The organism is Hydrogenophaga sp. NFH-34 (assembly GCF_021401345.1).
GTDB lineage: Bacteria > Pseudomonadota > Gammaproteobacteria > Burkholderiales > Burkholderiaceae_C > Hydrogenophaga > Hydrogenophaga electricum.
In genome coordinates this window covers 269,319-283,043 of the sequence record NZ_JACBGE010000002.1, presented here as the reverse complement: position 1 = coordinate 283,043, position 13,725 = coordinate 269,319, and the positions used below count along the sequence as shown (strand labels likewise).

13 protein-coding genes are annotated in these 13,725 nt (G+C 60.9%); 3 read left to right on the top strand and 10 right to left on the bottom strand.

Going from position 1 to position 13,725, the window contains the following annotated elements; translation table 11 throughout:
• Position 1: 1 nt before the first annotated feature.
• The 6 genes from L0977_RS03210 to L0977_RS03185 all read right to left on the bottom strand — a co-directional run bounded on the left by L0977_RS03210 (position 2) and on the right by L0977_RS03185 (position 6,679).
• On the bottom strand, positions 2-1,579 hold the full coding sequence (locus tag L0977_RS03210; RefSeq protein WP_267966312.1) for an AMP-binding protein: 1,578 nt from the start codon (positions 1,577-1,579) through the stop codon (positions 2-4).
• 31 nt (positions 1,580-1,610) lie between these two features.
• The gene (locus L0977_RS03205; RefSeq protein ID WP_267966311.1) at positions 1,611-2,366 is read right to left on the bottom strand and encodes an ABC transporter ATP-binding protein; all 756 of its coding nucleotides are present in this window, start codon (positions 2,364-2,366) and stop codon (positions 1,611-1,613) included.
• 130 nt (positions 2,367-2,496) lie between these two features.
• A complete protein-coding gene (locus tag L0977_RS03200) occupies positions 2,497-3,267 on the bottom strand; it encodes an ABC transporter ATP-binding protein (RefSeq protein WP_234263259.1) in 771 nt (256 codons plus the stop codon).
• Positions 3,268-3,370: 103 nt separating this feature from the next.
• Positions 3,371-4,468 (bottom strand): branched-chain amino acid ABC transporter permease, encoded by a 1,098-nt coding sequence (locus tag L0977_RS03195; RefSeq protein WP_234263304.1) that lies wholly within the window; start codon positions 4,466-4,468, stop codon positions 3,371-3,373.
• Positions 4,469-4,486: 18 nt separating this feature from the next.
• Entirely contained in the window at positions 4,487-5,416 is a 930-nt protein-coding gene (locus L0977_RS03190) for a branched-chain amino acid ABC transporter permease (RefSeq protein ID WP_234263258.1), read from the bottom strand.
• A 132-nt stretch (positions 5,417-5,548) separates the two neighbouring features.
• Complete coding sequence (locus L0977_RS03185; protein ID WP_234263257.1) at positions 5,549-6,679, bottom strand: branched-chain amino acid ABC transporter substrate-binding protein; 1,131 nt, start codon at positions 6,677-6,679, stop codon at positions 5,549-5,551.
• Positions 6,680-7,182: 503 nt separating this feature from the next.
• Here L0977_RS03185 and L0977_RS03180 point away from each other — a divergent pair.
• Entirely contained in the window at positions 7,183-8,586 is a 1,404-nt protein-coding gene (locus L0977_RS03180; protein WP_234263256.1) for a sigma-54 interaction domain-containing protein, read from the top strand.
• 295 nt (positions 8,587-8,881) lie between these two features.
• On the opposite strand, the gene L0977_RS03175 is transcribed toward L0977_RS03180, so the two are convergent.
• The 3 genes from L0977_RS03175 to L0977_RS03165 form a co-directional block, all read right to left on the bottom strand.
• Positions 8,882-9,184: a helix-turn-helix domain-containing protein gene (locus L0977_RS03175; protein WP_234263255.1), complete on the bottom strand. Its 303-nt coding sequence runs from the start codon at positions 9,182-9,184 to the stop codon at positions 8,882-8,884.
• On the bottom strand, positions 9,168-9,551 hold the full coding sequence (locus tag L0977_RS03170) for a type II toxin-antitoxin system RelE/ParE family toxin (RefSeq protein ID WP_234263254.1): 384 nt from the start codon (positions 9,549-9,551) through the stop codon (positions 9,168-9,170). The genes L0977_RS03175 and L0977_RS03170 overlap by 17 nt, the downstream gene beginning before the upstream one ends.
• Before the next feature lie 138 nt (positions 9,552-9,689).
• Positions 9,690-10,892, bottom strand: coding sequence for a tyrosine-type recombinase/integrase (locus tag L0977_RS03165; protein WP_234263253.1), 1,203 nt, complete (start codon positions 10,890-10,892; stop codon positions 9,690-9,692).
• Between the two features lie 283 nt (positions 10,893-11,175).
• Between L0977_RS03165 and L0977_RS03160 the strand changes: the two genes are divergently transcribed.
• Positions 11,176-11,796, top strand: coding sequence for a DUF6806 family protein (locus tag L0977_RS03160; RefSeq protein ID WP_234263252.1), 621 nt, complete (start codon positions 11,176-11,178; stop codon positions 11,794-11,796).
• Between the two features lie 49 nt (positions 11,797-11,845).
• Positions 11,846-13,171 (top strand): MFS transporter, encoded by a 1,326-nt coding sequence (locus tag L0977_RS03155; RefSeq protein WP_234263251.1) that lies wholly within the window; start codon positions 11,846-11,848, stop codon positions 13,169-13,171.
• A gap of 7 nt (positions 13,172-13,178) precedes the next feature.
• On the opposite strand, the gene L0977_RS03150 is transcribed toward L0977_RS03155, so the two are convergent.
• Positions 13,179-13,589: a DUF4332 domain-containing protein gene (locus tag L0977_RS03150; protein ID WP_234263250.1), complete on the bottom strand. Its 411-nt coding sequence runs from the start codon at positions 13,587-13,589 to the stop codon at positions 13,179-13,181.
• Positions 13,590-13,725: the final 136 nt, after the last annotated feature.

Genomic DNA, 13,725 nt, shown 5'->3' with positions numbered 1-13,725 from the left:
GTTAGTTCTTACGCTCGCGGTCCCACGTGTCGGCAGTGATGCCGATCTGGGATAGTTTGAATTTCTCGACCTTGTCCGTAGGCGTCTTGGGCAGGACGCTGAGGAGTCGGATGTATCGGGGGACCATGAAGCGCGCCATGACTTGCGCACAATGGTTGGTCAGGTCCTCGGCAGATGACTTAGCCCCTTCGCGCAGCGAGACGCACGCCATGACGTCTTCCTCGGTCATTTCGCTGGGTACGCCGAAAACAGCAGCTTCGAGAACGTCGGGATGGGTTTCAAGACCCATTTCCACTTCGGCTGAAGATATGTTTTCCCCTCGACGACGCACAATGTCTTTGCTCCGCCCAACGAAGTAAAAGTACCCGTCCGCATCTTGGCGCAGCAAATCACCCGTATGGAACCACTGGTTCCTGAACGCCGCGAGGGTCTCGTTGGGCATGCCGTAGTAGCCACGCATGATGACATCCGGCTCTCTCGGGCGCACCACGAGCTCACCCACTGAGCCTGCGGGAACCGGAAAGCCTTCTCCATCGTGAAGCTGCGCCTCCCATTGCGGCGCCAGTCGTCCGCAAGCACCCTTTCGCGGAGGCTCATCCTGAGGTGTGTAGATGATTGTTCCCACCTCGGTAGACCCGTACAGCTCGACTAGGCGGCACCCGAAGCGTTCTTCGAACTCGGGTGCCCAGGACGGCATCGGGACTCCCCAGCCCAGTCGGGCGTGGTGGTCGCGGTCGCCAGGTCCTCGTGGCTGTTTCCACAACATCGTCAGCGTGGCACCCATGAAGTCGAACACAGTGGCCTTGAACTGTCTCATTTCGTCCCAGTAGCGCGACACACTAAATCGTTCGCCAATGGCGGCGATGCAGCGCAGGCGCAGAGCGGGCGCTACCGTCATCACGGCAGCGTCGAGATGAAAGAGAGGGTAGGGGCAGTAAAGGACATCATCATCCCGAAGACCGAGCCCTTCGATAACGCCATCGGCCTGTGCCAGCACGTACCTATGGGGAATCATCGCGGCCTTGGAGCGACCAGTTGTTCCGGATGTGTACAGCAGGAGGCACAGGTCTGAGGATGAAATCGGTTGAGCGATTGAGACAACTGGAGAGAATGCTCCCATGGACGACAATGACCTGTAGGGCATTACTCCCTTGGCGAGCTGCGCAGTCTCACCTCCCACCAGGACGACCTGGCGGATGGTGCTGAACATGGACATCTGTTCCTGCCACTGCTCAGCAAGCGAGTCGTGAGCAATCAGCAAGCGGCTCTCGACCAAATCAATAGAGCTCAAGAGCACTTGCCCACGGAACGACGTGTTCACGGGTGCGGCAACGGCGCCCAGTTTTGACAGTGCAAACCAAACCACCACGAATTCCGGGCAGTTTGGAAGCATCAGGCTCACGTTATCGCCTTGCTTGACACCCATCGCCGCCAAGCCGGACGCAACTTTGTCCGACAGGTCGTTGACCTCCCAGAACGTCATCTCGACACCCTGCATGCGCAGGAATGTCCGGTTGGGCGAGTCTTTCGCCGCTTGGCGAAGCTCCGCCCCCAAGGATTGCTGTCGCTGATTCAACATAGTGCATCCCATTCTCTGTAGAGAGTTACTTTCAGTGATGATGGATATTGGCCTCTGGCATGCCTGTTACGCTCTCGCCAAGATACGCGGCCTGAACTTTGGGGTTATCGAGCATGTCGCGCCCAACCCCGGTCATGATGATTTCGCCGGAGTCCATGACGTAGCCGCGGTCGGCGATCTGCAGGGCGCGCTGGGCGTTCTGCTCCACCAGCACGATGGTCACGCCCTGGGCGGACACGTCGCGCACGACCTCGAAGATCTTGTCCACCATGATCGGCGACAGACCCATCGAGGGCTCGTCCAGCAGCAACACCTTGGGTTGGCTCATCAGCGCGCGAGCCATCGCCAGCATCTGCTGCTCACCCCCTGACATGGTGCCGGCCAACTGGTCCTTGCGTTCCTTCAGCCGCGGAAAGATGCCGAACATGCGCTCGATGTCGTTGGCGATCCCGTCCTTGTCGGAGCGGATGTAGGCGCCCATCTGCAGGTTTTCGGTGATGGTCATGCGGGTGAAGATGCCGCGGCCTTCCGGCACCATGGCCAGGCCCTGCTTGACCAGGTCCCAGGCGCCCTGGCCCTTGATCGGCTGTCCCAGGTACTCGATGCTGCCCGCCTCGACGCCCAGCGACCCGGTGATCGCCTTCATGGTGGTGGTCTTGCCGGCGCCGTTGGAGCCGATCAGCGTGATCAGCTCGCCCTCGCGCACCTCCATGTCGATGCCCTTGACGGCCTTGATGCCACCGTACGACACCTTCAGGCCGCTGACTTTCAGGAGTGTGTTTGCCATATCCAGAATCCTTCTTCGTTGCACCGTCCGGTGCGAACTGCCTCAACCGAGAACATCGCGGAACCGGCTTTGCCGGGCCGCAGATGTTGCCCCTTGGGGGGTGACGCGCGCAGCGCGGCGCGGGGGGTGCTCATCCTCCGCCAGTACCGAGGTAGGCCTCGATCACCTTGGGGTCGTTCTGCACCTCGGCGGGCGTGCCCGACGACAGCTGCTTGCCGTAGTCCAGCACCGTCACGCGGTCGCACAGGCCCATCACCAGTTTCACGTCATGCTCAATCAGCAGGATGGTGCGGTTGTCGTTGCGGATGCGGTCGATCAGTTCGCGCAACTGCACCTTTTCGGTGGCGTTCATGCCGGCTGCCGGTTCGTCCAGCGCGATCAGCTGCGGGTCGGTCGCCAGGGCGCGGGCGATTTCCAAGCGGCGCTGGTCACCGTAGCTCAGCGTGCGTGACTTGTAGTCGGCGAACTTGGCAATGCCCACGTACTCCAGCAGTTCTTTGGCACGGGCGGTGATCTCGGCTTCTTCCTTCTTGAAAGAGGGGGTGCGCAGCACCGCGCCGATCAGCCCCGAATGGGTGCGCACGTGGCGCCCGACCATCACGTTCTCCAGCGCCGTCATTTCGGGGAACAGGCGGATGTTCTGGAAGGTGCGGGCGATGCCGGCCTTGGCCACTTCGTGCACAGCGGTCGGCGTGTAGGCCTTGCCGGCGAGTTCAAACGAACCGCTGTCGGGCGTGTACAGGCCCGTCAGCACGTTGAAGAACGTGGTCTTGCCGGCGCCGTTGGGACCGATCAGGCCGTAGACCTGACCGCGTTTGATTTCAATACCCACATCGCTGAGGGCTTGCAGACCGCCGAAGCGCTTGGAGACGTTGGCGACTTTGAGAATGGTTTCATGCATGGTGTGCCCCCACGTTCGTCACTGGCGTGTACTCACTGCCCCCCACGGGGGCGTTCGCTTGCTGGAAGCGGTTCTGCGCTGCGCTCATGTTCTTGTGCTCCACTCACTTCGCCAGGGACTTGCCGTGTTCGGGCGCGGGCCAAAGGCCCTTCGGACGCAACAGCATGACCACCACCATGGCCAGCGCAATCAGCAGCTGACGCAGGATCTCAGGGCCCAGGCGGCCGCCGGTGGCTTCGGTCAGCGGACCGGCCACGTGGCGCAGCACCTCGGGCAGACCGGCCAGCACCAGGGCACCCAGGATCACGCCGGGGATGTGGCCCAGACCACCAAGCACCACCATGGCCACGACCATGACGGACTCCATCAGCGAGAACGATTCAGGCGAGACGAAACGCTGGAACGATGCGAACAGCACACCCGACATGCCGCCGAAGGTGGCGCCCATGCCGAAGGCCAGCAGCTTGAGGTTGCGGGTGTTCAGGCCCATGGCCTTGGCGGCGATCTCGTCTTCGCGCACGGCCATCCAGGCGCGGCCGATGCGCGAGTCCTGCAGCCGGTACGAGAGGATCACCGACAGCACCACGAAGAACAGGAACAGGTAGTAGTACATCGTCACCGGCTGGAAGGTGTAGCTCCAGTCACCAATGGCGATCGTCTGCCGCTGCCCCATGTTGATGCCAAAGACCGTCAGCGCGTCGATCTGGCTCAATCCCTTGGGGCCGTTGGTGATGTTCACCGGACGGTCCAGGTTGAGCATGAAGATGCGGATGATTTCGCCGAAGCCCAGCGTGATGATGGCCAGGTAATCGCCGCGCAGCTTGAGCGTCGGGGCGCCCAGGATCATGCCGACGACGCCCGCCACCACGGCGGCCACAATCATCACCACCCAGATGTTGATGTGCACCCCGTTGGGGAACATGGCCTGGATGGCCGGGAAGGTTTCCGACAGGTGCGGCGACGCCAGCAAACCGTAGAGGTAGGCACCGACGGCAAAGAAGGCGATGTAGCCCAGGTCCAGCAGGCCGGCATAGCCGACCACAATGTTCAGGCCCAGCGACAGCAGCACGTACAGCAGCGCGATGTCGACGATGCGCGCCCACGAGTTGCTGCCCGTCGCCTGCAAAAGGATGGGCAGCGCCAGAAGCGCGAGGGTGGCAATGGCAATGGCCAGCAGCTTGCCGGGTTTCAGGTTGGTCATCATGTGATCTCTCCCCGGTCAGGCACGGTCGGCCACACGTTCACCCAGCAGGCCCGAGGGGCGCAGCGTGAGCACCAGAGCCAGCACGATGAAGGCGAAGATGTCCACGTACTGGCTGCCCAGCACACCGCCGGTGAGCTGGCCCAGGTAGCCTGCACCCAGCGATTCGATCAGCCCCAGCGCAATACCGCCGACCACCGCACCGGCCAGGTTGCCGATGCCGCCCATGACCGCGGCCACAAACGCCTTGAGACCGGGCATGAAGCCCATGGCGTGCTGCACCGTGCCGTAGTTGGACGCCCACATCACGCCGGCGATGGCGGCCAGCATGGCGCCGATGATGAAGGTGGCCGAAATCACCATGTCGGGCTTGATGCCCATAAGGGCGGCCACGCGCGGGTTTTCGGCCGTGGCGCGCATGGCCCGGCCCAGGTTGGTCTTGTTGACCAGCCACATCAGGAAAGCCAGCGTCAGCACGGTGGTGGCCAGGATGGTGATCTGCGTCACCGAGATCACCGCACCGGCCAGTTCGATCGGCTCGCGCGAGAGCGTTGCCGGATAGGCCTTGGGGTTGGGTTCCCAGATGATCATGGCAAAGGTCTGCAAGAGCAGCGACATGCCGATGGCGGTGATCAGCGGTGCCAGCCGGGGCGAATTGCGCAGCGGCCGGTAGGCCAGCTTCTCGATGCTGTAGTTCAGCGCGCCGCACACCACCATGGCGATGAGGGTGGCCACCAGCAGCTGCAGCCAGCCGGGCATGTCGGGCGAGGCACTGCTCATCCACCCGATGATGGTCCAGCTGGTCAGTGCGCCGACCATGAGCACGTCGCCGTGCGCGAAGTTGATGAGGCCGATGATGCCGTAGACCATCGTGTACCCGAGCGCAACAAGCGCGTACATACTGCCCAGGACCAGACCGTTGATGATCTGCTGTACCAATGCTTCCATGGAGAACAGTTGACTCTGAAGTTTGTTTTAAGTAGCCGTCCACGCGTTGATGGCGCGATTGACCAGCGAACGCTGGGCAGCCCTGGTCTTCACACGAGCGTGTGAGGACCAGGGTTCAGGCGGGAGGTGCGATTAGTTCAGCACCAATTTCTTGTTGCTCGCGTATTGATACAACGTGATGGAAGGGCTCTTGAGCTCTCCAATCGCATCAAAGGCAATCAGTGCCGTGACGCCTTGATAGCTGCTCTTGGCAAAGGTCGGCAGGTACACCGCCGGGTCGGAAGAGCCCGCCTTCACCATTGCGTCGGCCAGCATCATTGCGGCGTCGTAGGCATAGGGGGAATACACCTGAAACTGCCCAGGGAACCGCTGGTCGTAGCGTGCTTTCCACGCGGTACCGCCAGGCATCTTGGCGAGGGAGGAGCCGCCTTCGGCGCACACGACGTTTCCAAGCGTCTTCGCACCAGCAGCAAGCTCAATCAGCTTCTCCGTGCACACACCGTCGCCGCCCATGAACTTGATGTTCGTCATGCCCAGCTGCTCCATCTGGCGCAGCATCGGGCCGGCTTGTGCATCGAAGCCAGCGAAGAAGATGCCATCGGGCTGCTTGGTCTTCACTGCGGTCAGGATTGCCATGAAGTCGTAGGCCTTGTCGTTGGTGAACTGCTCATCCACCACCTGCAGACCCGCCGCCACGGCCGCCTTCTTCACCACCTCAGCCATCCCGGAGCCGTACGCCGTTCTGTCGTCGATGACGGCAATGCGCTTCAGCTTCAGCTGCGATGCTGCGTACTTGACGACGCCCTCGCCCAGCGCATTGTCGTTAGCAAGAACTCGGAATGTGGTCTTGAAGCCTTGCTTGGTGATTTGGGGGTTGGTCGCAGAGGGCGTGACGTTCGGAATCCCACAGTCGCTGTAGATGCGGGCTGCGGGCAAAGTGGTGCCCGAATTCAGGTGTCCGACCACGCCACTGACATTCGCGTCGCAGAGCTTCTGCGCAGCAGCAGTACCTTGTTTCGGGTCAGCTGCGTCGTCCTCGGCCGCGAGCACAAACTTCGCGGTCTTCCCGCCAATCTTGACTTTCTTCGCGTTCAAATCGTCGATGGCCATGCGGACGCCGTTTTCATTGTCCTTGCCATAGTGAGCTTGGGGTCCCGATATCGGTCCGACGTGACCGATGCGCACGGTCACTTCCTGGGCGAGCACATTCGAGGAATACGCGAATGCACAGCCTATCAACGAGATGCAGCACAAATTTTTCATTGCAGTTCCTGTTTCGTTTGGTTGTCACTTTGGTCAGCGTGCTCTTGCCCGCTACCGTATGCATCGCAATGTGCATGCCAGCCGAAAACCACCAAAAACAGGGCCGAAAGCAGATAATTCGGACGAACCGCTAAATTTGTGTTTTATAATTCTTACGTACGTTAAAAAAGTTAACGTAAAATAAATTAACATTTAACACCATGAAGCCAAAGCCGGCGCTCGCGAAGAAGCCTAAAAGAGGGCCGACGACCGTACGTGAAGCGGCTCAGCCAGGCCATCCGTTGCTTGCAGTGCTCCAGGAGCACGCTGTTTGGCGAGACGCCGCTTCGCTGGTCCGAACGAGCGGGGTGCTGAACTTGAGATTGCGGTCCGAACCGCCTTCGACGCTCACCCCGAGGGCCTATTCATCTCCGCTTGCCGTGGCTGGTAGCGCAATCGCATATCTCACTGCGAGTACGACAAGCACCAGCTTCACTGCTGAGCAGAAGGCTCTGCTTGGGTACTTGGAGGCTACACTGACAACTACCCTTGAGCTGCTCCTCGATGGCCAGCATCAGGCGCGTCTGGTCGAAGAGCAGCAGGCCATCGTCGACCACATTGCCGATGGCCTGCTCGTGCTTGAGCCTGGCACTGTCGTGCGCCACATCAACAGAACCGCCGCGCGCTTACTGCACATCTCTCCGGAGTCCGCCATTGGGCGACCGCTTAGCAGCCTTGTTGACTTCCAAACAGTTGTGGAACCCGTTTTTGACAGCGGCAATGGCTACATCGACAGAGAGCTGATCATTACGTCGCCGTCTCTTCATCTCCACCTTGTCGACACAGCCATACCTATCAAGGATGAAACCGGGAAAGTGGTCTCCGTGGTCAACACGTTTCGTGAGATTCAACGGGTCAGGACCTTGGCTCAGCACATCTCGGGGTCGCACGCTCGGTATCGGTTTGAAGACATCATCGGGCAAAGCCCCGCATTGGCAGGGGCAGTACTGAGCGCAAGAAAGGCAGCTCGTGGTGCTACCAACGTGCTGCTCTCGGGGGAGAGTGGCGTTGGCAAGGAAATGTTTGCGCAAGCCATACACAATGCGAGTCCCCGTCATGAGGGGGCGTTTATTGCCATTAACTGCGCGGCGCTGCCCCGCGATCTCATAGAGAGCGAGCTCTTTGGGTACGCGTCGGGAAGCTTCACTGGGGCACGCAGAGAAGGACGCCCCGGAAAGTTTGAAGCTGCTTCGGGAGGCACGATTTTCTTGGACGAGATTTCGGAGCTCCCGATTGACGTGCAGGCAAAGCTGCTGCGCGTGCTGCAGGAACGTGAGGTGGTGCGAGTCGGCGATACGCGAGGGATTCCTGTCGATGTGCGCATCGTCTCGGCCAGCAACCAGAACCTGCAGCACATGGTGCTCAATCGCGCGTTTCGAGAGGACTTGTACTACCGCTGCAATGTCATCGAGATAGAAATTCCGCCATTACGCAACAGGCAGATTGACATTCCGCTGCTGGCGTACCACTTCCTCGCAAAGTACTCTTCGCTACTGAACAAGAGCGTGTATGGCATTTCGGCACAAGCGATGGCAAGCCTTCAAACGTACTCTTGGCCAGGCAACATCAGGGAGTTGGAGAACTCGATGGAGCGTGCCGTCAATCTTTGCGACCATCAGGAGGTGGACGTCACGGCGTTGAGCTTGTTCACACCTTCTGTATCAGTTGATGAGACCCCCATACAACTGACAGACTCCCCACCTATCTCGCTGGAGGCTGCCGAGCGAGCGGCGATAGAGACGGCCGTTCGATACACAGGCTTCAACCTTACCCAGGCGGCCAAAATTCTGGGCATCTCTAAGCCGTCCGTCTACGCCAAAGTTAAAAAGTACGGCATTTCCTTGGAGAGACGGCGTTCGCAAGCCTGAGGCTCAGTGCTGGCGCAAGCGGAGATGCTCTGGACGGGTGACTGCGTCACCATTACGCGGAGCATTTGGTGGCGCAGACGACGGTGGCTGACTGGCAAGGGCCTGCGACATGACGCCAGTGCTACTCAACACACACTGCGGTGACGCATAGTGGAAACATGAGTGGCGTTCTGCAGCAACTCTTTGAATGGCTCGAACAGAAGATGCTCGATGCCAAGTTCGCGGCCCGGACTCGCTGCGATTGATGGGATGCCGAGGAACCATTGCGGAAGCGGTGTGTTCCGCTTGCCTGGTATCAGATGATTGCCTGCAAACCTTTGTCGGCAATGACATTGAGGAGTTTGAGTGCCGGCCCTGTGGGATGGGTTTCACCTTGCTCCCATTTGCGCACGGTCGAAGCCGATGTGTGCAGATGAAGTGCAAACACCGGCTGACTGAACTTCAAGGTTTCGCGCAGGCGCTTGATGTCTGCTGCACCAAACTCCCTGACCGGCGGCGGGCAGATCGCGTCGAACTTGCGCATCGTCACCTTGCTGATCGCTCCTGCTGCGTGGAGCGCAGCCAGGTCACCACGCAGGGATTCAATGATCTTGCTCACAATGCACCTCCAATATCACACCCGACTGCAGTGCCTTCGACAAGGCCTCGGCGGAAAGTTCCAGGAACACCTTGCCGGCGAACTGCAAGGCCTTCTTCTCGCCCTGCGTGATGTTCGCCTTGTCGCTTTTGGGGAACCCATGCAGGAACACGTAGCGGTTACCGATCCTCGCCGACAGCAGCGTTCGGTACCCGCCGCTCTTGCCGCCGCCGGGACGGGCAACCCGCTTCTTGTAGAGGAAGCCGCCCAAGTCCGCGTCAATCAGACCGTCTTCCATCTCCTGAACCGCTTTGCACAAGGCGGCGTCTGGCAGCTTTTCGTTGGCTTGCCACCGCACAAAGTCCTTCCGCTTGAGGATACGCGTCATCTTGACCTCCAAACTATACCCGATACGGGTAGTTTTTCCATGCCCAAGCACGATACACGTGTGGGGCAGGGCGTTGTGCCCGTTGGTAGAACGCTGACATAACGAGCAGGACCAACGGGGCTAGTTGCTGGCCAGTGATCATGTGGCCACCTGATTTGGTCCTTGGCGAGTGCTGACGACTGACTTGCGCCGGGTCGCCACCAGATCGGCCGCTTTACGCACCGGATCATCCTCGGTGTGGACGTAACGCATGAACATCGCCACGGTCTTGTGTGCGGTCAGCGCCATGCCGACCTTGACCGGGATGCCAGAGTTGGCAATGTCCGTCGCCGAACGGTGGCGGATGCCGTGGGTTCCCACCCGCGGCACGCCGGCGCGATCAAGGATGCGCCGCCATGCGTTGTAGTAAGCGTGGGGACTGAGTGGCTTGTCTTGGTTGAGAATGGCTGGACAAACGAATGGCGAACTGCCATAGCGCGGCGCGCTCTCCAGCAGGCGGCGTGCCTCGACGCTCAACGGCTTGGACATGTCGCCGGTCTTGCTGTCTGGCCAGACGACCCGACCATTGGTCAAGTCGAGCCAATCCCACTGCAAGAGCAGGATCTCTGACATACGGGCTGCGAACTCAAACTGCAAGCGGATGGCAAGAAGGTAGATGGGATGCTCCAGTCCCTTGGCCTCTGCTTTGTCCAGATACGCGAACAGTTTGACCATTTGCTCATCGGTAATAAGGCGGGTCGAGCCTTTTTCCGGGAACTTGGGCACATGGCGGCAGGGATTGGAACCGTCTGATCGGTAGCCCCAGAACTCGGCCAAGTTGAACATCTTGCGCAGGCAGGCCAACACACGATTGGCCTGAGTCGGGGACTTCTCCATGCGCTTCATCAGCGCGATCATGTCCAGTCGAGTGACCTCATGGGCCTTCTTGCTGCCAAAGGCGGGAAGGATATGGCTGTCGATCTGGTACTGGTAGCTTTGCTGGGTGCTCGGCTTGTTGCGTACTTTGGAGTGATCCTCCATGAAGCGCACACAAAGCTCCTTGACCGTCGGTGCCCTGCGGGCCTCCGTCTTGTCATGCCCGGGATCACCTCCGTGCCGTACTTCGGCCAACCAGTCCTGCGCCAAGGATCGGGCCTGATCGACGGTCAACTCGCCGAATTGCCCGAGCGCCGGCTTGCGGCGTACGCCCGAGTTTGTGCGGTACTGAAGCATGAACACCTTGCGCCCAGCAGGTGTAATCTTGCACAGGAAGCCGGGAACAAGCGTATCCCGGAGTTCAACATCGCAGGTTTTGGCCTGCGCAGCGTCAATGAGGCTCTTTGTCAGCTTGATCTTTGCCATAAGGTGCTCCTGAAAGGCGCCGATTCCAGGAGCCGGCTAGGAGCCAAGCGAATGGGAACCGGGGCGGTTTGCATCGCACACCGGGATATGATCTAAACCTTTAGCCCTGCGGAAAACCTGCTGCGGCAAGCTGTATCCAGGCCGGGAGTACACCCGATGCGGACCGTATGCTGTTGCTTAAAATCCGCCGCCTCTAACCGGGCGTACCGGTTCGATTCCGGTCCGGGGCACCACGGCATCCTGCGCTAGGTTTTTTCCGGTTTCACCGGTACAGTGAGTTTCCATGACCCGATACAACGCCCCCTTTGAAATCCATGTGCATGGCGATGTGTCGCTGCGCGAGGATGTGGCGTACGAGCAGATTCAAGAGGCGCTCAAGCCTCTTTGGCAGTACGCGGGCGCCCGCTCTTTGGCCGCTGCGGCCGAGAGTGCCTATGAAGATGAACCCGGCATCCGGTTCGACGCCGGAGACCACTTGCTGCAGATCTGCTGGACCGTCCCGGGCGACGAAGACTTCCGTCAGGTGATCGAGGATGCCTGCATGGGTCTCAACGAGATTGCGGCTGCAGGAGCCCCCCTGGAGGTGTCTTTCTACGATACCGAGTTCGACGAGGACGAAGCACCCGAGGATGCAGAGGCACGTGACGATTTCATGATGTGTTTCGTCGGGCCGACACCCGCTGCCATCATGCAGGTCCAGCGTGATCTGCTGGTCCAGGATGTGGTGCATGTCATGGAGCGCCATTTCGATGCCACCGAACTCGGTGACGTGGTGGCCGCAATTGACAAGCTGTTCACTCAGCGTTTTGACGATCTGGTGAGCTCCATGCAACTGGGCAAACCGCCTCGTGGTCACGGTGGCCCATCGCATGGCGGCCCTCGCAAACCCCGCCATCTGCATTGAACGGCGGCAATCCGCTCCAGCCTGACTCTGCGCGCAACCGGGCTGGTCAATGAAGGCACTGTTCGCCGCCGATGCGCTGAATCCTGGCGTGCGGCGGCGCGAAGTGTTCGGTTGGGCGATGTACGACTTCGCCAATTCCGGATACACAACGGTGGTGCTGACGGCGGTGTTCGCCGCCTATTTCGTGGGCGCCGTGGCCGGAGGCCGTCCTTGGTCCACGTTTGCCTGGACAGCGGCGCTGAGTCTGTCCAATGCGCTGGTGATGCTCTCGATTCCTGTGATGGGGGCCTGGGCCGACCGGCGGGCTGCCAAAAAGCGACTGCTCATGATCGTGACGGCGGGTTGCGTGCTCAGCACCGCCGCGTTGGCCGGGGTACAGCCGGGGGGGGTTGTGCTCGCGTTGGTGCTGGTGGTGGTGTCGAACGCCTGTTACGCCTGGGGTGAATCTCTGGTGGCGGCGTTCCTTCCCGAGTTGGCGCGACCAGAAGCGATGGGGCGTGTCAGTGGCTGGGGCTGGAGTCTGGGCTATCTGGGGGGTATGTTGGCGCTGGGGCTGAGCCTGGCCTATGTGTTGTGGGCCCAGGCACAGGGGCAGTCGGCCGACCGCTTTGTGCCCGTCACCATGCTCATCACGGCGGTGACTTTCGGGCTGTCCGCCGGTGTCACATTCGCGCTGGTGCGTGAGCGCCCGGCAGCCGAGACGGCCTCTGCCTCCGTGGCGCTGGGCTGGCGAAGCTCCTTGCGGCAACTGGGTCAGACCCTGCGCGAAGCACGGCAGTACCGTGATTTCCTGTGGTTGCTGGGATGTGCCGTCGCGTACCAAGGTGGGGTTGCCGTGGCGGTAGCGCTGGCCGCCATCTATGCGGAGCAGGTGGTGGGGTTCGCCCAGCAGGAGACCATGGCGTTGATCTTCGTGCTCAACATCGCGGCCATGCTCGGAGCGTTCGTGTTTGGCTATGGCCAGGACCGCCTGGGCCACAAACGGGCCTTGGGCATCACGTTGATAGGGTGGGCCGTTACTTGCATCATCGCGGCGCTGACGACCACCAAAGGGGGGTTCTGGTGGGCCGCCGTCATCGCCGGCCTGTGCATGGGCTCCAGCCAATCGGCCGGTCGGGCCATGGCGGGGGTGTTGGCACCGCCCGCCCGCTTGGCTGAGTTTTATGGCCTGTGGACATTTGCCATTCGCTTGGCCAGCATTCTGGGGCCCCTGAGTTACGGGGTGATCACTTGGGCCACAGGGGGCAACCAGCGGCTGGCGATCGGCTTTACGGCCGTGCTGTTTCTGGTGGGGCTGGCCCTGCTGCAGCCGGTGGACATGCAGCGCGGCCGTCAGCGCGCCCTGCAGCCATCCAGGCCGTCGGGAGGGGATTGAAGCCGGCTCAGTAGGACAGGGCCCGTGGCAGCCCCTTGGCCTCTTCCACCCAGCGAGCGACTTCGGTCTCGGTGGGCAATCGCCGTACCATCTTGCGCGCTGTGTTGGCGGCAATGAGTGCCTGGTGCAGGTTGTCCGGCCGGCGCCTGGCCAGTTCTGGCACCGTGTCCACGCCGGCGGCTTCCAGCAGTTCGGCGTATTCGGAGCCAATGCCATTGACCCGGTAGAGGTCGACCATGTTGGCGAACTTGAGAACCTGCTTTTCGCTCAGGCCCGTCTTTTCGGCCAGAGCTTTGCGCAGCGCCGGGGTTCGCGTCTGGGTAAGCAGACTGTCGGTGTCCTTGGCGCCGGCCTGGGTCAGTTTGTCGGCGATGACGGGACCGATGCCTTCGACATCGATGATCTTGCGGTTGGCCATACAAAGTCCTTTCCACGGAGAAGACGCCCCGGCGGGGCCCTTCGCGCAATGTACTGAAACCCTGGCGGGCTGACCAGAGGGCTGGCAGAAGCTGCGTCGGCCTGTGCCGGAGTTCACATTGGCGAAGGGGCCGTGC